Here is a 21,214-nt window from a genome sequence, read left to right as displayed (position 1 = left end):
GCGTTCGAGCGCACTAACGATCAGTCAAGAGAGCAACGCGTGTGCCCGATGCCTGCCGGCGCGGCGCTTATCTGCGCGTGCGACACGCGAGCGTGCGGAGCGATGAGAGGCTGACGATTTCGGAGACTTCACCGAGGAATGACGCTGGCGCCGCCGGTGGGGCGCGAGATGATGTGCGCGGCGGTGCGCGCTACAGCGTATCGCCACCATGAACGATGTTGTTGCCGCCGGCGCCGCACTGCCTGGTGCTTTGCGAGTGGGGCTGTGGTAGTTCGATCGCCCACGCATGGCCTACGTTTACATCGAGAACATCGCCGCGCATGACGGGCAGGAGATTACGCTCAAGGGCTGGCTGTACAACAAGCGGTCGAGCGGCAAGCTGCACTTTCTGCAGGTGCGCGATGGCACCGGGATTCTCCAATGCGTGATGTTCAAGAACGACGTGCCGCCCGAGCAGTTCGCGCTTGCGGACCACATCACGCAAGAGTCGTCGCTTGTCGTGACCGGCACCGTGCGCGCCGATGCGCGCGCACCGCTCGGCTTTGAGATGAGCGTCAGCGATCTGCAGGTCGTCCACGCCGCGCAGGAGTATCCGATCACACCCAAAGAGCACGGCGTGGCCTTCCTGCTCGATCACCGCCACCTGTGGCTGCGCTCGGCCCGCCAGCACGCGATCCTGCGCGTGCGCAGCGAGATCATTCGCGCCTGCCGCGACTACTTCGACGACCGCGGTTTCACGCTCATCGATGCGCCGATCTTCACCCCGGCGGCGTGCGAAGGCACCACCACGCTGTTCGAAACTGCCTACTTCGACGAGAAGGCCTACCTCACGCAGAGCGGCCAGCTCTACGTCGAGGCCGGCGCGATGGCGTTCGGCAAGGTGTACTGTTTCGGTCCGACGTTTCGGGCCGAGAAATCCAAAACGCGTCGCCACCTCACCGAATTCTGGATGGTCGAGCCGGAAGTCGCGTTCATGGATCTCGCCGGCGACATGGACCTGGCGGAGGACTTCATCGTCTACATTGTGCAGCGCATCGTGCAGAACCGGCGCCGCGAGTTGGAGACGCTGGAGCGCGATGTGACGGCGCTCGAACGCGTACAGAAACCCTTTCCACGCATCGCCTACGCGGACGCCATCGAGATTCTCCAGCGTAAAGACTTCGCGGTGGCGTGGGGCGCCGACTTGGGCGCCGACGAAGAGACCGCGTTGGCATCGAACTTCGATCGGCCCGTGCTGGTCCATCGCTACCCGGTCGAGAGCAAGGCCTTCTATATGAAGGCCGACCCTAATGATCCGCGGGTGGCGCTATGCGTCGACGTGCTGGCGCCCGAAGGCTACGGCGAAATCATCGGCGGCGGACAGCGGGAGGACGACTTGGACGTGTTGACTTGCAAGATCGCGCAGCACCAACTGCCGATGGATGCGTTCAGTTGGTACCTCGACCTGCGCCGCTACGGCGCCGTGCCGCACGCTGGATTCGGGATGGGGATTGAGCGTGCGGTCGCCTGGATTTGCGGCCTACATCACGTCCGCGAGACGATTCCGTTTCCGCGCATGCTCGAACGACTGCGTCCCTGATGAAACAAATCGCTGGGTTGATAATCGCGGTGTTCCTCGCCGCGTGCGAGTCCTCACCGCCGCCCGAGCAGGCCGCACTCGCGCCCGTCGCGCCCGCGGCTCCGGCGCAACCGTCGGCGCAAGAACCCGCGCCACCCGCCGCAGCCGTTCCCCAAGAACCGCTGCCGCGAGTCGTCGCCGGCCTCGCGCTCGGCGCCAGCCTGAGCGACGTGCAAGCGAAGCTCGGCGCGCTCGATTGCCACGACAATCCGGAAGGGTTCCGCGTCTGCTCACCGGCGCAAGCGCCGGCGGACACACCGGCGAAGCTCGAAGTCTACTTCGTTCACGACCGCGTCGTGTCGCTTGCCTACGAGAGCGATGTCGGCGCAAACGTCTGGACCTTTTTGAACGATCATCTGGCGCGCTACGGTCGTCCCAGCCTCAACGGCGACAACCAAACCGACAAGGCCGGGCGCACGCACGAGATCTATGGCTGGAAGGACGAGCACAGCATCTATTCGGTCCGCTTCGTGTGGCAAGGCGAGGGCGCCGAGCGCCGACTGACGACCACCGCGATCGCGCTCTGGGACCGCGATGCGTTTCAAGCGTGGGAGGCGGAGAAAAAAGCGCCGCCAGTACCGACGCCGGCGATGGCCGAGACGACCTGATCGGTGGGAGACGCGCGCGAGCGAAACTAGGCGGTAACGCGGACCGCGCGCGAGCCGAGGGTTGGAGGCTTGGCGGACGCGGCATGCGGGCCGCCGGTCGGCAAGTGGATGCGGAACGTGGCCCCGCGGCCGGGTGCGCTGCGCACGTCGATCTCGCCACCGAGCAAGCTCACCAGCCGCTTGACGATGTACAGACCGAGGCCGACGCCACCGACCGCCGGATCGCGATCCGACGATTGGCGGAACATGTCGAAGATCACACTGAGATCCTGCGCGGCGATGCCACGACCGGAATCCTGCACGACGAAGTGGACGCGGCCGCCATCGGGATCGGCGGTGACCGTGAGTGACACTTGGCCAGCGTCGGTGAACTTCAGCGCGTTGTGGATGAGGTTGCGCAGCACGACCTGCAACTTGCCGGCGTCGCTGCGCATGCGCGCCACCGTACCGTCGACGCGGAAATTCAACTCGACACCCGCCTTGCGCCAGGCGCCCGGGATCGCCGCGAACATACGCTCCACCACGTCGCGCACGTTGACTTCGCGTAGCTCGACCGACATCAGCCCGCGCTCGAGTCGGCCCACGTCGAGGGTGGCTTGGATCAAGTCGAGCAACTGCACCGACTGTTCCTGAACGCGCTTGAGGGTATCCAGGTGGTCCTCGGTCAGGTCGCCGAACATGCCCTCGCGCTGCATTTCCGTGTAGCCCATGATGACGTTGAGCGGCGTGCGTAGTTCGTGCGACATGGTGGCGGTGAACTCTTCGCGTAGCGCGCTGGCCATCTTCAGATCGTTGACGAGGTTGGCAATCTCAAGCGCGGCGGCCGCCTGCAGGGCGATCCCGCTGAGGATGCGGCAGGCCTTGGCCGAGGCCGGTGCCACTCCGCGGCGGGCCGTGATCACGAGCCCGAGCACACGGTCGCCGCGCTGCAATCGCGCCGCCAGAATCGCCGAGGCTTTCCAGCGGCGCATCAGCGCATCAAGAACCGGATCGTGCAGCGCCGCGCGCGGGATGTCGGCCATCCCCTCGCTGAGCGCGCTGTGTAGCTGCGGCGCGTTGCGCATGTTGACTTCGAGCTGCTGCACTTCAGCGCCCGCGGCTGCGCCGGCAACCGCCGCGATGCGGAAGACTTCGCGCTCCGCATCCCACAGCAGCACGGCACTGGCGACGCTCTGGGTCAGCGAACACACATTGCGCGCGACCCGCACGGCCACCTCGCCGGCGTCGAGCGAGGCGGAGACGTCGCGCGTGGCCGCCAGCACCGCTTCCGCGACTTCGCTGGCTTCGTGCTGCGCCGCGTTGGCGGCCGCCAACTGCTGCCCGGTGCCGGCAAGGTCCGCAATCCACTGGCGCAGCCGCTGCTCGCGCGTACCGCGTACGGCCACGCTCGCACTCCCTAGCACTGCCGCCAAGCCCAGTACGCCCGGCGCGGTCCACTCGTGCGGCAGGCCGCTGAGCCACCAACCCAGACCCGCTGCGCTCGCCGTGAGTGCCGGTCCCCACAGTGGCTGTGGCACCAAGAGCGGCGCCGCAAGAACGGCGACCACCAACACGGTGAGCAGTGGCGCTGGGGTCAGCCAGGGTTGCGCGGCCGCGAAGATTGCGGTGAGCAACGCGCTGGCGAGCGCTGTTAACGCGGGCAGCGACTGCATCACTAGCCCGGCAAGTGCTGTGTGTTCCGGCGCGCGGTTGGGTGCGAGATCTTCCTCGGTTGCCGACACCGACGCCCCTGCTGCCGGGCGCACGCTTTCGTCGCCCTCGCCAGTCGTGGCGATCGGGAACCGCTCCGCTACCTTTAACCCGATGGATGACACCATGATCATTGGAGCGAGTCACGTGCCAGCGCACCGCGAGTCACGCCGGCCGCATCCAACGCGGGAAAATCGGGCTCGGCTGTTATCCGGCTGACACCGGAGCGACGTGATTGGTCACGGCTTTGACTGTGCGACATCCCAGAATCTCGCCGGATATTGCCGGATCTCGGCGATCGCGGCGGCGCCATTCGCATTGCAGCGCGGCTTTCACCGGCGACCGATCATGATAGAAACAGCACGGCAGAGCGCACGCGAATGAGCCAGCAACCGCGGTCCGTCCGCAGCGATGATCTGACTATTGCCGTCGAGGTATTCGGCAAGGGCCCGGCGTTGCTGTTTGCCCACAGCTTGGGTTCGTGCCGGCATCAGGCGCGCCAACTCCTGCAACCGCTTGCCGAGAGCTTTCAAGTGATCGTGTTCGATCAACGCGGGCACTGCAGCTCGACGCCGGTGACCGACCAAGCCCGCTACGATCCGCGCCGGATGGTTGGTGACATGGTGGCGGTGCTCGATGATGTGGGTGTGCCGCAGGCGATCGTCGCCGGCGAGTCGATGGGCGCGGCGACCGCCCTGCTGTTTGCGACGGTGCACCCCAAACGCGTGCAGCATCTGCTGCTGATTGCGCCGACGAGCGCCGACGAGGCCAATCCGGCTAGCGAGATGATCACGGCGCTTGCCGACTTCGCCGCGCAGTACGGTTTGCAGGCGGCAGCCGACGCCGTCGCGCTCGGGGCCATGGGACGCGGCATCCCGCGCCGCATCGCGCAGGTGGTGACGGCGCACTGGAGCCATCACCAACTCGACAGCTTTGTCGCCGCGCATCGCGCCGTGCCCAAGTGGGTGCTGTTCGACAGCCTCTCGCCGATCGCCGCCCTGCGGATGCCGATCGGCGTGCTCGGCTGGGGCGGCGATCCGACCCGGCCGTTGTCGCTGGCTCGCCGCATCGCAGCCGCCGCGCGGCGCGGCCGATTGGAGAGTGCCGAATCACTCGCGGAAGCCGCCGGCGATCCGCAGTTCTATGCGCGAACAATCCGGCGATTGCTGGAAGGTTAGCTCAAGTACGCGCGATTGCACCCATCGAAGAACAACCGCCACGCTTGCAGCGTTTGCCGCACCGCAGTCTCGCAGCGCGTCTGCAGATCATCACTGGTCGCGTGCTGCGTGATGATGTTCATGCAGCGCTCGCTGTGATCGCAGTCGACTACCGTGTGCATCGTCCAGAATTCCACGGCGTCGTCATCGAGTTGATAGAGGCGCTTGAACAAGCCGATGAAGCCGAGGCCCTGACCGTGGCGTTCCGGACGCGGGCGCGCGTTGCCTTCGATGCCGACGCCGATCGCGGCGAGGCCAACGACGAACGGCTCCTGCTGGCAGATCTGGAACATGCGATCGACGAACGCCTGGGTCTCGGGTAGCGGTAGCGTGGCCTCTAACTCCGCGTCGCTGACGCCGAGCGCGCGGGTGAACTTGCGATACACCGCCGGATGATCGCGCTCCGGCTTCAAGTCGCCGTGCTCTTCGTACAGATTGATGGCGATGAAGTTGCGCACGGCTTGATCGGGACACCGCGAGTGGATCGCGCTCAGCCAGCGTGAGAACTCGCGGGCGCGCAGGTAGTACTGAGCGGCCCACTGCGCGAGCTGTTCGCGCGTCACGGCGCCGCTGGCGACGCGTCCCCAGAAGGGATGCCGCACGAACGTCTTCGCATCAACGATCGCCCACAGGCGATTGGCGAACTCATCAGCGGATCGTGGCATCGGGCACCTCCTCTTCGTGCATCGTGTTCGTGGCTCGTGCTCGTCGATGGCCTTGAACACGAGTCGCGAAAACGACTCACGACTTCGGCCGGCGCGGCACCAACACTTTGCGGCGGAGCGACAGCACCGGCTCGTTCTTCTGATTCCACGCGCGGGTTTCCACGTACAGTACCCCGCGGTCATCGCGCGACTTCGATGGAATGGTCTCTAAGACTTCGGTCTCGGCGTAGATCGTGTCGCCGTGAAAAGTCGGACCAAGATGCTTCACGGTTTCGTATTCGAGATTGGCCAGCGCGGTCTGACTCACGTCGCGCACGCTCATGCCGACGGTGATGGCGAACACTAGGATGCCGTTGACCAGACACTTCCCGTGCTGGGTTTGGCTGGCGTAGTGATCGTCGAAATGAATCGGGTTGGTGTTCATCGTCATCAAGGTGAACCAAGTATCGTCGAAGTCTCGAATGGTACGACCCGGCCAGTGTTTGATGACTTGCCCGGCGGTGAAGTCGTCGAAGTACGGTCCGTCCTGCATTGCGAGTCCTCCGATGGCGCTCTTACTAGACCCCGCCAGGCGGCTCAAGGACGAGATGATCGACCGAGTTCGTTCGAGTCCTGCGCCACTTCCACGCACAAGGCGCTCTCGACGACGGCCAAGCCGGAGCGGCGCGGTTCAACTTGTGCTCGGGATGGCTCCGAGCGAGAGAAACATGGAGACGTGCTGTGCGCAAGAACGTCAGCACATGCATGCGGGGAGATCGAGGTGCTGAAGTGAACGACCTTGAGAGCGGCGGCGCGGGCTTCGTCAAGGAGATCTGTTCATTGTACCCCGTACCGCTCATCCTCGACAACCGAAGACACCTACTACCCGCACATCAAGGAACTTTGGACGAGGCTGCTGGCAAGCCGAGACCTGCCTTTCGAGGTACGCTCGGGTGACCTGCCCCCCGCCGTTGGTCGGTACTGGGTGGTTTTGAAGCGAGTTGCAAGAAGAGCACGACCTCGCGCAAAGTGTGAAGCGCGATGCGAAGATCATCGTGATTCTCGGCAACCCGCCCTACAATCGGTTTGCCGGCGCGGCGCTATCGGAAGAAGCCGGTCTGGTCGACCACTACAAGGGCATTCATCGTCGCAAGAAGCGCGACCGCTAAGGTGACGAGGTAGTGAACCCCGACGGCACGCCCGTTCTGGTCCAAGATGGAGAAAGCCTCTTGTACCTGCGCTGGGGTGTCCGCAAACAATTGCTCGACGACCTGTACAGTCGTTTTTTTCGCCTCGCGGAGAAACGTATTGGCGAAACTGCCGAGTACGGCGTTGTCTCCTACATTCCGAACTCCTCCTACCTCACAGGGCGCTCGCATCCACTGATGCGCGAGTCTCTCTAGAGGAACTTTCACGAGGTGTGGATCGACAATCTGAACGGCGACAAGTACCGCACGGGCAAGATCATCCCTCAAGGCCTGCCAGGTGGGGGCAGCTCCGACCAGAGTATCTTCACGACCAACCAGGACCCCCGCGGAATTCAGGTCGGAACGTGCATCACAACTTTCTCGAAGCGACAGCGCCCTCCCACAACCCCGACCGAGACGTCAGTGCACTACCGCGAGTTTTGGGGCCGAGCCGACGCGAAGCGCAGCGCCCTTCACGACTCAGCGGATCTCGAATCCTGGGAGCCAACACGCCAACGCAGTGCCGCCAAGCAACCCGAAGAGCCACGCGATACGAGACGTTCCACGCGAGCCAAGCCAATCGCTGGATGTTCTCGCCCCGTGACCTCAGCGCAGGCTTCGAAGCGTGGCCTGGCCTCGACGAACTGTTTCCGACATCGTTTCAAGGCGTGAATCCCAACCGCGGCTTGGAAGGTAGCGTCGCGGACACTGATCGCGACGCACTGGCGGCGCGGATGTCTCGGCACTTTTCTGCGTCCGGCTTCGAAGCGCTTCAACAAGCTTTCCCGACGCTCATGACCAAGCGTGCCGGATACGACCCGAAGGCCGTCTGGACACAACTGCGAGGGCGCTGAAACTTCAGCTCTAGTCAGCTCGTCCCGTACCTGCGGCTTCCGCTCGACTCATGGTGGACTTACTATGAGACGAATTCGAAGCTACTCAACCGACGCCGCCCGGAGTTCTGGGACAACTTACTCGACAACGAGTTCCTAGTCGCCGTTCCCCAGCCACTGGCAAGTGTCAGAGACACGGCCGATTCTCGCGCGCAGTCTAGTCGACCTTCATCTGCACGATCGCGGATCGGTCTGCTTTCCGCGCGAATCGCGCTCGGGCACCTTGGTAACGGCGCGCACGGCCAATCTTCCGCTGCGTGCGTGGGAGAAGTTCAAAGGAGCTTGGAATCTAGCTGGCGGTCCTAAAGACGATGAAGCCAAGCGCCTCGTGGGCCAGCTCTTTCGCTGTGCGCTGGCTGTCATGCACGCGCCGAGCTACGAAGCCGATCATAAGGATGCCATCGCGCAAGACTGGGCACATGTGCCGATACCGAACGATCACGATCTCTTTCTGCGGCTGGTGAAGCTCGGCGAGCAAGTGGCGACGCTGCTCGATCCGCTCGCCGACGCGGATGAGGCGATCGAGATGATTCTCGGTGTGCCGGGAACACGCGGACTCGGTGTCCTGCGCAAGCTCAATGGTGGTGCTGTGGCGGCTGCCGACCTTCGCGGTCACCATCGCGTACTTCGGTGGGGGAAAAGGCAAGTGGGTCGAGCGATCGTTTACCGCGGCGGAGCAGGCGATACCGGCGTGGGGGCCGCGCACCGGCGACCTCTACATCAATCCCGATGTCCTCTTCGCCAACGTGCCCCAGCGAGTCTGGCAGTATGAACTCGGTGGCTACCCCGTGCTCAAGAAGTGGCTGGGTTACCGTCGCACTGAAGATCCGAACTGCCGGACGCTGACGCTCGCCGACGCGCGCCATTTCCGATCGATGATCCAGCGCCTCTCCGCTTTGCTCGCCCTTCACGAACAGATGGACCAACTCTACGAACAGGCCGCCGCCGATGCATTCAGTGCAGAAAATTTGGGGCTTCGCGGCGCAATAGTTGAGGAGGTGCCGAACTCAATGCCGTGAGAGCGCCGCGCTACGCGCCGAGTGAACGCACTGCCGCGACCGCGCGGCGCCAGCCTTGATAGAGCGCTTCGCGCTGCTCCGGCTTCATCTTCGGCTTGAATACCCGATCGCGTTGGCGCACGCGTTCGAGCTGCGCGGGCGACTTCCACAGGCCCACGCCCATGCCGGCCAACAACGCGGCGCCGAGCGCGGTGGTCTCGATTACCTTCGGCCGATCGACCACTGTGCCGAGCACGTCGGCTTGGAACTGCATCAGGAAATCGTTCGCCACCGCGCCGCCGTCGACGCGCAGGCCGGCGAGCTGCCGGCCCGACTCCACGAGCATCGTGTCGACCACGTCGCGGGTTTGATACGCTAGTGATTCCAGCGTCGCCCGCGCGACGTGCGCGCGCGTCACGCCGCGAGTGAGACCGACCAGTGCGCCGCGCGCCTGCGGATCCCAGTACGGCGCACCGAGGCCGACGAAGGCGGGCACCAAGTACACGCCCAGCGTCGAATCGACCTGGCGCGCGAGGCGTTCGGTCTCGGCCGCCGTCTTGATGATGCCAAGGCCGTCGCGCAACCACTGCACCGCCGCCCCGGCGATGAAGATCGAACCTTCGAGCGCGTACGCCGGACCACCATCGGCCGCGCACGCCATCGTCGTGAGCAGACCACGACGTGACTCGATCGCATCGTCACCGGTGAACAGCAGCATGAAGCAGCCGGTGCCGTAGGTGTTCTTCACCAACCCGGGATGAAAACAGGCCTGCCCAAACAGGGCGGCTTGCTGATCGCCTGCGATGCCGGCGATGGGCACCTCGGCACCGAACACTTTCGCGTCGGTGGTCGCGACGGTGCCGCTCGATCGCACCACGTCGGGGAGTACCGACGCCGGTACGTCGAGCGTGCGCAACATTTCGGCGTCCCATCGGCGTTCGCGGATGTTGAACAGCAGCGTACGCGAGGCGTTGGTGTTGTCGGTCACGTGCGTGCGCCCAGCGGTGAGTTTCCAGATCAGCCAAGTGTCGATGGTGCCGAACGCAAGGCGATCGGCTTTGGCGCGCGCGCCCTTCACGTTGTCGAGCAACCACTTCACCTTGGTGCCGGAGAAATACGGATCGAGCACCAGGCCGGTTTTGGCGCGCACCGCGTGTTCGAGATCGGCGGCGCGCAGCGCTTCACACGCCGGCGCGGTGCGGCGATCTTGCCAGACGATGGCGCGATGAATCGGCCGACCGCTGTGACGATCCCACAGCACAGTGGTCTCGCGCTGATTGGTGATGCCGATGGCGGCGATCTGCGCCGGCTTCAGCCGCGCGCTGCGCAGCGCAGCCTTGATCACCCGCAACGTAACGGTCCAGATCTCTTCCGCATCATGCTCGACCCAGCCGGGCTTCGGGTAGTACTGGCGAAACTCCGAGTAGCCGCGGCCGCGCACGCGTCCGGTGTCGTCGAACACGATCACCGTGCTGCCGGTCGTGCCCTGATCGATGGCGAGAACGTAGCGAGACATGTGCCCCCTCCGAAGGTGTCGACAGTCGGGATTCGAGGGCCGAAAGTCAAGGACGGTTGGGCTGAGAGAGTTTGCCTTGCGGTTGAAACCGCGACTAGGAACGGCACCAAGTCCGCCTACGCGGACTCAGTAAGGAAGGCGGGCGGCATGCGCAGGTCGTTCACCCAACTGTGGGTTCATTGCGTGTGGGCGACATGGGACCGAACGCCGCTGCTTGTTTCTGATGGGGAGCGAGCGGTATACGTCGCCATTCCCGCCAAGTGCGATGACCTCGGCTGTGAGCCGCTGGCGATTGGCGGCATAGCGGATCACGTGCATCTCGTGGTGCGGATACCGGCAACCTTAGCGGTCGCCCGCTTGATGAAGGAAGTGAAGGGGGCCAGCTCTCATCTCGTTACCCATCAGATCTCATCGGGTGACTTCTTCAAGTGGCACGGATCGTACGGCGCGTTAACAGTTGGAAAGGATTCTGTGAATGCGGTGAAGGCCTACATCGAGCGGCAGGAAGAGCATCACAACGCGGTAACGATCGTTGCAGACTGGGAGCAATGCGGAACCAATGAGGAGTGACGGCTGTCGAGATGCATTGCGCCATCAAGTCCGCGAAGGCGGACTTCGTGTATTTTACAGCCGCGGTTTCAACCGCCGGTTCTCCCTACCGATCGATCCTTGCGACAGCTTCGCCTACAATTTCGCCACCGCCGCCGACTCGATCCAGCCGCGCTCGCCGTCGCTGCGCGCGACTTGCGCCCAGCCTTCGCGCTCGGCGAGCACTCGCAGCAGCGCGCCGGGTTTGGCCGCGTAGTGCGTGGTGCCGGACGCGGACGGCTCGAAGCGCACGGTCTGCTCGCTCGGTGCCACCACCACGGCGTAGGTCGGCAGGTCGATCGCCCACAACCGATACGCGGTCGACGTGACCACGATGGCGAGCGCGACCGCGACACCGACCGTAGCGCGCGATCCGATGCGTTGCGCAGTCGGAACCAAGCGGCTGAAGATGAGACAAATCATCAGCAGCGTGTAGAGCGCGCTGGCGAAGAGCAGCAACTCATCGCCGCTCATCCGTTCGGCGAGTGGAAACAGCAGCCGGGCGTAGACCGGCAGGTCGTTGCTGTCGTCGCTGCCTTCACGGGCGAAGCCGAGGTTGGCGTGCAGATCGGGATCGCGCGGCATGACGCGCCGCGCCCGTTCGTAGTTGAGGATCGCATGGCCGGCGTCGCCGCTGCGGAAGTAGGCGTTGCCGAGATTGAAGTAGAGGTTGCCGCTGTCGACACCGCCGGCGAGGATCTTCTCGTACTCCGCCGCCGCATCGGCGTACTTCTCTTCGCCGTAGAGCGCGTTGGCGCGGAAGAACAGCGTGTTCGGACTCTCCACGTTTGTCGTCGCTGATGCGAAGCCGGTGGCCCACGCGAAGCCGGCGAGCAGTAGCACCAGCGCCACTGTGACGACGGATTTGGCCACCGATTTGGCGACAGCGCGCTCGCGTTCGAGCGCACGCACGATCGCGTCGGCGCGTTCGAGCGTGCGCCGCATGTCGCCGTCGCCGGCGGCAGCCGGCGCGAAACGCACCCGCTCGCAGGTAGCGAAGAATTCCGTCAGCTCATCCGTGATCTGCGCCGGCAATCCGAGCGCGCGCAGGCGATCGCCGGCGCTATCGGCCGTTACGCTCCCAGGCGGCAGCGCGAGTTTGGCCGAAAGGTACTCGCTGACGGCGCGCGCGACCGCGTCGTAGAACGCGGCCGGATTGCCCGCCTGCATCGCATCGCGTGCGCCGGCAATAGCGGCGCGCGCCTGTCGGCCGGCGCGCGTGAATCGCGCGTACCGTTCGTCCCCGGTGAGTCGGCGATGCTGGCGGTCGTAGACGAGCGCCGCGATCCACGCCAGCAGTGGCAAGGGTTGAAACAGCCAGAATGCCACGTTGCGATAGCGGCGCGCGCCGATGGGCGTAAACTCGCCCGGTGCGTCCTTGATGAAGACGATGTCGCGTCCGAGCGACTCCGGCGCGCGGGTCGCCTCGCGCGGCAGCGCGCCGATAATCCGCGGCGCCGATTGCGCTTGCGCCGACGCGCGCACGTTCACCGCGATCGGCGCTTGGGTGATCGTGCGATACGCGCGCGCCTCGGGATCAAAGTAGCTGAAACGCAGCTCGGGGAGGGTGACGGCGCCGGCCTGCTGCGGCAGTACTACTTGCTCGAAGACTTTTTCATGTGCTCTCGCCGCAGGCTGCGCCTGGGTCGGCGGCGACTGCGCTTGAATTGGATAGACCCGCAGCTTGTCACTTCCCGCGATCGCCGGCACTGTGACGTTCTCCAGATTGCCGCTGCTGCGGATCGTCATCGTGACGGTGATGGGATCGCCAACCTGCAGATCGAGCGGCGCGGCCTTCACCTCGAACTCGAAGCGGCCAACCGCGCCGGAGAAATCCGCGGGCTTGCCGGCGTCGGGCAACGGCAGCACGGTGAGCGTCAGCGGCTCGGACTGCAGCTCGACCGCTTTGCGTGCGCCAAACGGATCGTTGCCGAAGAACTGCTCGAAGAACGGATCAGTGCCGCCGCCACGCCGCGGGGTGATCACGTTCATCGTCATCTTGGCGGGACCGATTGTGAGCGACCCGCTGCGCAGCGGCGTCAGCGTCGTTTGCAAATCGACGACCTGCGTCGCCCCCTGCGCGGTCTGTTCTTGATGCTGCGCCGGCTCGGCAAACTTCTCCAGCTCAAAGCCATCGCCGGTAATCGTCGGGTATTGCAGATCGCTGACGCGCACGTTGCCGACGATGAGCTTGACGCTCAGCGGCAGGCGCTCGCGCAGATAGACCTCCGTCTTCGGCGCGGACAACTCGATCCGTAGCTGCTGCGATCCACCCCGCGCGGCAGCTTGCCCGCGCGCCGGTGGCGGCGCTGCGCCGGCTGTTAGTGTGACACTGCCGGCGTCGTACGACTTGCCGTCCACCTCGACGCTGATCGGTCCGATCGTGAAGGTCCCCGGCTTCGTCGTCGTGACGGTGAAGTGGTGACCCACCGAAGCTGACATCTGGTTGTTGATGATCGAGACCTGTGTCGACGGACCGGCGTAGCGAATGCTCACGCCGTCGGGTGCGGTCAACGCTGGCGCCGGCGCGTTCTGCGCGCCGTTGATCTGGACGGTGAGGTCGGCGGTCTGACCGACTTGGACAGTGGACCGATTGAGTGTCGCGCGCACGCTGATGTCGGCCGCATTGGCTCGACCAGTCGTGATGGCGAGCAGAAGCAGCGTCATGTAGGGGCGACGCATGCGTCGCCCTCCGCCGCAGACCCACGCGACCGCCGATCGGAGGGCGACGCATGCGTCGCCCCAACACCCGCGCGCTGTCATCACCAATCTTGCGCCGGTTCGCCGACCACAGCGCCCTGGAGCTTCTTGATCACGTCGCCCGGCTGCACTTCTTGATCGCGTTGCGAGTCGAGCACGGCGGCAGCCTCCTGCTTCGACAGCTCGCCGTCCTTCTTCTCTGCTTGTTCTGCGGCGCCACCGCCCGCTTGCTGCTGGTCCTTCTTGTCTTCCTTGTCAGGGCTCGGCTCGGCTTGCTGTTGATCCTTCTGCTCGCCCTGCTGATCCTGCTTGTCGCCCGAGTTTTGTTGATCTTGCTTCTGCTGATCTTGCTGCTGTTGGTCTTGGTTCTGTTCATTCTGCTGCTGTTGGTCCTGCTTCTCCTTCTGTTGTTCTTCGAGCTTCTTCTTCAAATCGGCGAGTTTCTTCTCCACCAATTCGTGGTTGAACTTACTGTCGAGGTCATCGGGTGCGGCACCCATCGCACGGCGATAGAGCGCCAGCGCCTCGGCGTAGTTGCTCAGCGCGGCCTTCGGATCGGACGACTCGGCGGCCTCGGCCAACTTCGCCTTGGTGTTGCCCATGCTGAAGGCGACGCGTGCGGTACGCGCCAGATCGTCGTCGCTGGTCGGGACCTGCTGGAACGCTTTCAACGCGTCGTCGTACTTGCCCTGCTTGTACGCGGCCACACCTTGATTGAAGTGGAGCTGCGGCGAGTCGGGTTGATCGACGAGCGCTTCGTTGTACTTCGCCGTTGCCTCTTCATACTTGCCCGCGGCCAGCAGCCGATTGCCTTCGCGCGCCGTGGCATACGGATCGAGCCAGGCGATGCAGCCGAGCGCGAGCACAGCGATCACAGTGGACCGCCTTCCCAGCAGCCGGGGGCTCTCCGCATGAATGGGGTGGGCTCCCCTCTCGTCATTCCGGCGGAAGCCGGAATCCAGGCTCAAGCCCCACGACCCCGCCTGGATACCGGCTTTCGCCGGTATGACGGACCCTCGGACGGGAGTTCCCTCTCGGAAAAACGAACCAGCTCGCCGGCCCCGACTCATGCCGGCTCCTTCGCGCGGCGCCACCACCGTCGCGCACGCAACGAGCGACGCACGCTTCGCCGTTCGCCGACCAGCGGCTCGATCAGCAACAGCACAAACGCCAGCGCCAACGGAATCTGGAAGCGATGCTCGAAGCGGCGTTCGAGCGTGCTCGCCAACTCGCGCTTTTCCATCTTCGCGATGTAATCGCGGTAGAGTTCGGTCAGACCGAACGACGCGCCGACGGCGTGGAGGTAGACGCCGCCGGTTTCCACAGCGATGTCCTTCAGCGACTCTTCGTCGAGGCGCGACTTCACCACCTGGCCGCTGCGGTCTTTCAGAAATCCGCCCGACTCGCCCGGGATCAACTCACCGTCGGGCGTGCCGATGCCGACGGTGTAGATTTTCACCCCGCGCTCGCTGGCGCGCTTGGCGGCGTCCTTCACTTTGCCTTCGTGATCCTCGCCGTCGGTGATCAGCACCAACGCTTGATGACTCCCCTGCCGGCCTTCGAAGGCTTCGAGGCTGGTGTCGATCGCGTCCGCGAGCGCGGTGCCACCCTTTGGAATGATGCCGACCTCGACAGCGTCGAGGCTCTGCGCGAAAGCGCCGTAGTCGAGCGTGAGGGGACACTGCACGAACGCGCTGCCGGCGAAGGCGACCAAGCCGATGCGATCGCCGTTGAGTTGCGCGAGCAGATCTTGCACCGCCAGCTTGGCGCGGGCGAGGCGGTTTGGTTTCACGTCGACGGCCAACATGCTGCGCGAGGTGTCGATGGCGACGATTAGGTCGATGCCTTCGCGGTGAACCTCCTGCCAGCGGAAGCCCCACATCGGTCCGCCGAGCGCCACCACCAAGCAGAGCAGCGCCAGCGTCAGCAGCGCCATGCGCACGCTGCGCCGGCGCGCATCGACGTCGGGCGCGATTGTGGGCAGCAATCCGGCGGCGATGAAGGTCTCCAACGCACGCTGCCGCTGCCGCCGCGCGCGCACGAAAAACACGACCAGCGCGGGCACCAGCACCAGCGCGATCAGATTGAGCGTGTCGCGCCAGAGGATCATGGCAACTTCCTCAACACCGTCTCGCCGAGACCGATTTCGAGCAGGAGCAGACCGAGCGCGGGCCACGCAAACCATGCGTAGAGCTCGCGGAAATCGAGGAACTGCGGCGCTTCGAACTCGGTCTTCTCGCTGCGATCGATCTCTTCGTACACGTCGCGCAAGCTCTTGGTGTCGGTGGCGCGGAAGTAGCGGCCGCTGGTGGTCGCGGCGATCTTCTTGAGCGTCTCCTCGTCGATGTCGACCTGCATCGGCCGGTAGACCTTGTTGCCGAAGAGATCGTGATCGGGATACGGCGCGACGCCGCGAGTGCCGGCGCCGACGGTGTACACCTTTACACCCAGCGCGGCGGCGGCTTCGGCGGCGGTTTGCGGGGTGATGCGGCCGGCGTTGCTCTGCCCGTCGGTGAGCAAGACGACGAACTTGGTTTTGGCCGTCGAGGCGCGCAGCCGATTCACCGCGGTTGCCAATGCGGAGCCGATCGCGGTGCCGTCTTCGATCATGCCGACCTTGGCGCGTTCGAGGTTCTGATTCAGCCAGCCGTGATCGAGTGTGAGCGGGCACTGCGTGTACGGGCGGGCCGAGAACAGCACCAGCCCGATGCGATCTTCGGGACGCGCCGCGATGAACTCCTTGACGACGGATTTGACCACATCGACGCGGCTGGCGCGGCCGCTGTCGAGCGTGAAGTCTTCCGCCAGCATGCTGCCGGAGATGTCGACGGCGAGCACGATGTCGACGCCTTCGCGATGCACGCGCGTCTCGGCCGAGCCGAGTTGCGGCCGCGCCAGGGCGACAGCGAGGAGCCCCAGCGCGGCGGCGCGCAGCAGGCCGAGCACGGCGCGGCGCCGCGAGGCGCCCGCGGGCGCGACGGCGCGCAGCACCGCCAGCGTCGGATAGCGCACCGCTGCCTCGCGGTCGGATCGCTTGCCGCGCGGCAACAGCAGCGGCAGCAATCCGAGCAAGAGCAGGAACCAGGGGCTACCCAACTGCACGGATCTTTTCCTCCTCCGGAGGTGACATCAATCCCGGCGCGGTCTCGTCGACGAAACGCTTGGCCGCGGCGAACGCCCGCTCGCTGTCGGCGATGGTGGGCACGTGACGCGCGAATTTTACCAAGTCCGATTCGGTGAGAAAGTCGGCGAGCAGCGAGCGGTGCGCGCTCTGCAATCGATCTCCGCGCGCGCTGCTGAACAGAAATTCTTCGGTGGTCATTTCAGGCGCGCGGACACCGAAGCGATGCTCGACGTAGGTGCGCACGATGTCCGACAGCGCCGAGTAGAATTCTTTGAAGGCGCCTTGGTCGATGAGTCCTCGGCGGCGCAAGCGCTGCAACTCGTCGAAGGCGATCTCGTGCGGCGGCTTCGGCGGCGGTGCGAGCGCGCCACGGCGCGAGCGATTCAACACACGGTAGAGAATGAAGCCGAGCGCGAGCACGGCCGCCAGCGCGCCACCAACGAAGTAGTACGGCCGCCAATCGATCGGGAAGTCCTCGGGCCCTTTGATGTCGCGGAGTTCGGTGACGTTGCCGGCTTTCGCCAGCAGACTCTCGATCGATACCGCGAGTTCGTTGGTCGGCGCTTCTTTCAGCTCTTCACCGGCGCGCCGGTAGTACACGGGCGGCGACTTCAACAGATGGTCGCCCGGACTGTAGCCCACCAAGGTCAACCAGCGCGTGATGGTGGTCTTGCCGTCCCGTTGCGCCGGCGGTGCATCGCCGAAGTCGACGATATCGAAGTCGCCGATCTTCGCCGCCGGCTGCGTTAGCACCACCTCGACATCCGGCGTTGTCGTCACTTCGATCGTGTACCTGAAGCGCGTGCCGATGGTGATCAACGCGGGCTCGGTATTGGCGTGAATGCTGACGGGCGACTCTTCGGGAGTGGGGGTGGTGTCATCGGCGCGGCCGGCGAACGCACTCGTAAGGACGCAGAACAAGACGACGAGTAGGATCTGCTGCGCGGACCGTCCTTGCCCGAAGCGGTGCGAGCGGATGGTCCGCACAGCGGACCCTACACGGACAACCGTCTCCCAGAGGGGGCTTTGCACAGGAACGCGCGGCAGTGGATCCGTCATACCGGCGAAAGCCGGTATCCAGGCGGGGGTGTGGGGCTTGAGCGTGGATTCCGGCATTCGCCGGAATGACGAGTGGGGAAGCCCCTCCATTTTTGTCCAAGGCCCCCAGTAGAAGCGAGAGCCGAATCGTGTTCGTGGCATCACGCCTACTGTCTCCGTTCGCGCATGCGGAAGAAGCGCAGCAGCGCTTCCGTGTAGGGTCGGTTGGTGTCGACGACAATGGCGTCGACATCGCACGCGCGCAGCATGCGGTCGCGCTCGTTGCGCGCGGCGCCGGCCTGCTTGGCAAAGGTGTCGCGAACGCGCGCGTCGCCGGTGTCGACGACGTAGCGCGCGCCGGTCTCCGCTTCTTCCAACTCGACGAGGCCGACGTTGGGCAACGCGGCTTCGCGCGGGTCGTTGAGAACGACGGCGATCAGATCGTGGCGCCGGGCGGCGATTTTGAGCGCGTTGCGACAATGTGGATCGAGGAAGTCGGAGACCACAAACACCACGCAGCGGCGGCTGGTGACGTGGTTGAGATGTTCCAACGCGCCGGCGATGTCGGTGCCACCGCCGGTGGGCTTGAGAGACAGCACTTCGCGAATGACGCGCAACACGTGATGCGTCCCCTTGCGCGGCGGCAGCGCCAACTCGATGCGATCGGTGAAGATGACGAGACCGACCTTGTCGTTGTTGGTGATCGCCGAGAACGCGAAGAGCGCCGCCAACTCGGTGGCGAGCGCGCTCTTGAGCTGGCGCCCGCTGCCGAAGTATTGCGAAGCGCTGGCGTCGACCAACAGCATCACCGTCAGTTCACGTTCCTCGTTGTAGCGCTTGACGTGCGGCACGCCGGTGCGCGCGGTGACGTTCCAGTCGATCGTGCGCACTTCGTCGCCGGGCTGGTAGAGCCGCACCTCGGCGAACTCCATGCCGCGGCCTTTGAAGACGCTGTGGTACTGGCCAGCAAACAGATCCGTGACCAGGTGGCTGGTACGGATCTGAATCTTGCGCACCGCCTTGAGCTGCTCCGTCGTGAGGCGCGTGCGCGGATCGTGCGCCGCGGAGCGTGGCTCACGTTCCTTTACGGTCATCGATTCCTTCCTCACGAATCACGACTCACGAGCACGAGTCACGATCCTCACGGCACAGGCACCCCGTCGAAGACGCGCTTGACGACTTCGTCGGCGTCGATGTCTTCGGCTTCGGCTTCGTAGGTGACGATGATGCGATGGCGCAGCACGTCGGGGCCGATCGACTTCACGTCTTGCGGCGTGACGTAGCCGCGCCCTTGCAGAAACGCGTGCGCCTTGGCGGCGAGCGTGAGGTAGAGGGTGGCGCGCGGCGAGGCGCCGTATTCGATCAACGGCTTGAGGTCGAGGTTGTAGGCCGCCGGTTCCCGCGTCGCGAACACGATGTTGACGATGTACTCTTTGATCTTGTCGTCGATGTAGATCTGATCCACCAGAGCGCGCGCTTGCAGGATCTCGGCGGTGCCGATGACCGGGGTGACGGTATGATTGATGCGCGTTGTCGCCATGCGATCGAGGATCTGGCGCTCTTCTTCACGCGTCGGGTAGCCGATGCGCAGCTTCAGCATGAAGCGGTCGATCTGCGCTTCGGGCAGCGGGTAGGTGCCTTCCTGTTCGATCGGGTTCTGCGTGGCGAGCACGAGGAACGGGTCTGGCAACGGGTGGGTCTCATCCCCAATCGTCACCTGATGTTCCTGCATGGCTTCGAGCAACGCGCTCTGTACCTTAGCCGGGGCGCGATTGATCTCGTCGGCGAGAATGATCTCGGCGAAGATCGGGCCCTTCTTGGTGGTGAAAACGCCGTCGCGCGGATTGTAGATCATCGTGCCGATCACGTCGGCCGGCAGCAGGTCGGGGGTGAACTGAATGCGCCGGAAGTGTGCGTTGATCGCCTGCGCGAGAGTTTTGACGGAGAGCGTTTTCGCCAAGCCCGGCACGCCTTCGAGCAACACGTGGCCGTTGGCGAGCAGGCCGATCAACAGCCGATCGATGAGGTAGCGTTGCCCGACGATGACGCCGCCGATCTCTTCGCGCAGCCGGTAGGTGAAGGCCGAGCCGTCCTTCACTTGGTCGTTGATGGTTGCAATGCCTGTGTCCATACACTCCCCGTGGTCGTATTCGTGATTCGTGTCGAGGGCGATCCGTCTTGCGCTGCTTTCGACGACGACGCTTCAAGGCCATTCGAATCGGGCCAATCGTAACGAGCGCGGTGTCCGCCGACTCGGCGCATCTGTCTAACCACCACCCGATGGCTGGTCAAGTCGGGGCGACTCACGGGCCACCCTCACCCCTTCGCCCTTCGCTTCGCGAACGCGGGCGGGACGCCCGCCTCCCCTCGGTTCAACCTGGCCCTTCGCTTTGCGAACGCGCTTTGTTATGCGTGGTCACAGTCCGCCTCCGCACGAGTCACCGTCACGAGTTCCGCCATGCCTGCCACGCAGTTGCTGTTTGTCATCGGAAAGGGTGGGGTCGGCAAGACCACGGTGGCGGCGGCGCTGGCGCGCGGTGCAGCGCAGCGCGGGGGTCGGGTGCTGGTCGTGGAGACGGCAAGCGACGGGCGGCTCGCGGCGCTCTTCGGGGTTGACGGACTCGGGAGTGAACCGCAGCGGCTGGCGACGCGTATCGCGGCCGTGCGCATCGATTCGCGGCAACTAGTCGAAGCGTACTTCACGCGTCTGTTGCGCGTGCCGCTGCTGGCGCGCCGGCTGTTGGCGAGCACGTCGTTCAACGCGCTCACGGCAGCGGCGCCAGGCGTGACCGAGTTTCTCATCCTCGAACGTTTGCTCGGCTGGGTGGAACCGAGCGGATTGTTGGCGCGCCGCGCCTACGACGTAGTGATCGTCGACGGCCCTGCGACCGGGCACGCGCTGGCGTTGCTGCGCACCCCGCGCAACTTGGCGAGCATGGTACCCGGCGGCCCGATCGGCACCACCGCGCGCCGGCTGCTGGCGTTGCTGGGCGACGGCGCGCGGACGCGCGTGGTGCTGGTGACCATTCCGGAAGAGTTGGCGATCAACGAAACCCTCGAAGCGCACGCGGTGCTGGTGGGCGATCTCGCCCTGCGGGTTGAACGGCCAGTGCTCAATCGCGTTTTTCCCCGCGGCTTCTCGCGCGCCGATGTCGTGACCTTGTCCGCAACGCCAGACGACGCAACCGCCGGTGAGGGTCCACTGCTGGCCGCCGCGCGGTTCCGCATCGCCGCCCGCCGCGATGCCGAGCGCCATGCCGGTCGGCTGCGCCGCGCGCTTGGCGCCACCCCGATTGTGCTGCCGCAGATCTGTACCGCCACGCTTGCCGCTCCACAGCTCGATCTACCGGCGCGGCGATTGTGCAACGTGCTGCTGTCGTCGTGAGCACCGACT

At 65.0% G+C, this 21,214-nt stretch carries 20 protein-coding genes; 8 read left to right on the top strand and 12 right to left on the bottom strand.

The features are described 5' to 3' along the window. Window positions 1-286: 286 nt before the first annotated feature. Both asnS and HYR72_22460 read left to right on the top strand, forming a co-directional pair. Complete coding sequence (gene asnS / locus HYR72_22465) at window positions 287-1,579, top strand: asparagine--tRNA ligase (GenBank protein ID MBI1817751.1); 1,293 nt, start codon at window positions 287-289, stop codon at window positions 1,577-1,579. Continuing rightward, the gene (locus HYR72_22460; GenBank protein MBI1817750.1) at window positions 1,579-2,226 is read left to right on the top strand and encodes a hypothetical protein; all 648 of its coding nucleotides are present in this window, start codon (window positions 1,579-1,581) and stop codon (window positions 2,224-2,226) included. The genes asnS and HYR72_22460 overlap by 1 nt, the downstream gene beginning before the upstream one ends. Before the next feature lie 26 nt (window positions 2,227-2,252). On the opposite strand, the gene HYR72_22455 is transcribed toward HYR72_22460, so the two are convergent. Beyond that, window positions 2,253-4,043 (bottom strand): HAMP domain-containing histidine kinase, encoded by a 1,791-nt coding sequence (locus HYR72_22455; GenBank protein MBI1817749.1) that lies wholly within the window; start codon window positions 4,041-4,043, stop codon window positions 2,253-2,255. 252 nt (window positions 4,044-4,295) lie between these two features. Between HYR72_22455 and HYR72_22450 the strand changes: the two genes are divergently transcribed. After that, complete coding sequence (locus HYR72_22450) at window positions 4,296-5,093, top strand: alpha/beta fold hydrolase (GenBank protein ID MBI1817748.1); 798 nt, start codon at window positions 4,296-4,298, stop codon at window positions 5,091-5,093. Here HYR72_22450 and HYR72_22445 read toward each other — a convergent pair. Next, window positions 5,090-5,797: an iron-containing redox enzyme family protein gene (locus HYR72_22445; GenBank protein MBI1817747.1), complete on the bottom strand. Its 708-nt coding sequence runs from the start codon at window positions 5,795-5,797 to the stop codon at window positions 5,090-5,092. The genes HYR72_22450 and HYR72_22445 overlap by 4 nt on opposite strands. 76 nt (window positions 5,798-5,873) lie before the next feature. Continuing rightward, window positions 5,874-6,329, bottom strand: coding sequence for a MaoC family dehydratase (locus tag HYR72_22440; protein MBI1817746.1), 456 nt, complete (start codon window positions 6,327-6,329; stop codon window positions 5,874-5,876). A gap of 448 nt (window positions 6,330-6,777) precedes the next feature. Here HYR72_22440 and HYR72_22435 point away from each other — a divergent pair, with 448 nt between their 5' ends. Both HYR72_22435 and HYR72_22430 read left to right on the top strand, forming a co-directional pair. Continuing rightward, window positions 6,778-6,945 (top strand): hypothetical protein, encoded by a 168-nt coding sequence (locus HYR72_22435; protein ID MBI1817745.1) that lies wholly within the window; start codon window positions 6,778-6,780, stop codon window positions 6,943-6,945. A gap of 12 nt (window positions 6,946-6,957) precedes the next feature. Beyond that, entirely contained in the window at window positions 6,958-7,179 is a 222-nt protein-coding gene (locus tag HYR72_22430) for a hypothetical protein (protein ID MBI1817744.1), read from the top strand. Between the two features lie 966 nt (window positions 7,180-8,145). Here HYR72_22430 and HYR72_22425 read toward each other — a convergent pair. Next, entirely contained in the window at window positions 8,146-8,475 is a 330-nt protein-coding gene (locus HYR72_22425; protein ID MBI1817743.1) for a hypothetical protein, read from the bottom strand. Between HYR72_22425 and HYR72_22420 the strand changes: the two genes are divergently transcribed. Continuing rightward, window positions 8,435-8,875: a hypothetical protein gene (locus HYR72_22420; GenBank protein MBI1817742.1), complete on the top strand. Its 441-nt coding sequence runs from the start codon at window positions 8,435-8,437 to the stop codon at window positions 8,873-8,875. The two genes, HYR72_22425 and HYR72_22420, sit on opposite strands and share 41 nt — an antisense overlap. 10 nt (window positions 8,876-8,885) lie before the next feature. Here the strand turns inward: HYR72_22420 and glpK are convergent, their stop codons facing one another. Continuing rightward, complete coding sequence (glpK, locus tag HYR72_22415) at window positions 8,886-10,370, bottom strand: glycerol kinase GlpK (GenBank protein MBI1817741.1); 1,485 nt, start codon at window positions 10,368-10,370, stop codon at window positions 8,886-8,888. A 147-nt stretch (window positions 10,371-10,517) separates the two neighbouring features. Here glpK and tnpA point away from each other — a divergent pair, with 147 nt between their 5' ends. Beyond that, on the top strand, window positions 10,518-10,940 hold the full coding sequence (gene tnpA / locus HYR72_22410; GenBank protein MBI1817740.1) for an IS200/IS605 family transposase: 423 nt from the start codon (window positions 10,518-10,520) through the stop codon (window positions 10,938-10,940). Window positions 10,941-11,054: 114 nt separating this feature from the next. Here the strand turns inward: tnpA and HYR72_22405 are convergent, their stop codons facing one another. From HYR72_22405 to HYR72_22375, 7 genes are all read right to left on the bottom strand, one after another. Continuing rightward, window positions 11,055-13,640 carry a BatD family protein gene (locus HYR72_22405; protein ID MBI1817739.1) on the bottom strand — a complete coding sequence of 862 codons (2,586 nt, stop codon included), beginning with the start codon at window positions 13,638-13,640 and terminating at the stop codon, window positions 11,055-11,057. A gap of 80 nt (window positions 13,641-13,720) precedes the next feature. Next, entirely contained in the window at window positions 13,721-14,533 is an 813-nt protein-coding gene (locus HYR72_22400) for a tetratricopeptide repeat protein (GenBank protein ID MBI1817738.1), read from the bottom strand. A 191-nt stretch (window positions 14,534-14,724) separates the two neighbouring features. Next, window positions 14,725-15,768: a VWA domain-containing protein gene (locus HYR72_22395; protein MBI1817737.1), complete on the bottom strand. Its 1,044-nt coding sequence runs from the start codon at window positions 15,766-15,768 to the stop codon at window positions 14,725-14,727. Continuing rightward, window positions 15,765-16,760, bottom strand: a complete 996-nt coding sequence (locus HYR72_22390) for a VWA domain-containing protein (GenBank protein ID MBI1817736.1) — start codon at window positions 16,758-16,760, stop codon at window positions 15,765-15,767. The genes HYR72_22395 and HYR72_22390 overlap by 4 nt, the downstream gene beginning before the upstream one ends. Next, a complete protein-coding gene (locus HYR72_22385; GenBank protein ID MBI1817735.1) occupies window positions 16,747-17,769 on the bottom strand; it encodes a hypothetical protein in 1,023 nt (340 codons plus the stop codon). The genes HYR72_22390 and HYR72_22385 overlap by 14 nt, the downstream gene beginning before the upstream one ends. Window positions 17,770-17,987: 218 nt before the next feature. Then, window positions 17,988-18,914 carry a DUF58 domain-containing protein gene (locus HYR72_22380; GenBank protein MBI1817734.1) on the bottom strand — a complete coding sequence of 309 codons (927 nt, stop codon included), beginning with the start codon at window positions 18,912-18,914 and terminating at the stop codon, window positions 17,988-17,990. 47 nt (window positions 18,915-18,961) lie between these two features. After that, window positions 18,962-19,951, bottom strand: a complete 990-nt coding sequence (locus HYR72_22375) for a MoxR family ATPase (GenBank protein ID MBI1817733.1) — start codon at window positions 19,949-19,951, stop codon at window positions 18,962-18,964. 327 nt (window positions 19,952-20,278) lie between these two features. Here HYR72_22375 and HYR72_22370 point away from each other — a divergent pair, with 327 nt between their 5' ends. Then, a complete protein-coding gene (locus HYR72_22370) occupies window positions 20,279-21,205 on the top strand; it encodes an ArsA family ATPase (GenBank protein ID MBI1817732.1) in 927 nt (308 codons plus the stop codon). Window positions 21,206-21,214 lie beyond the last annotated feature (9 nt).

This window comes from Deltaproteobacteria bacterium, from assembly GCA_016178705.1.
Lineage (GTDB): Bacteria > Desulfobacterota > Binatia > HRBIN30 > JACQVA1 > JACOST01.
This window is presented reverse-complemented; position numbering and strand designations above follow the sequence as displayed.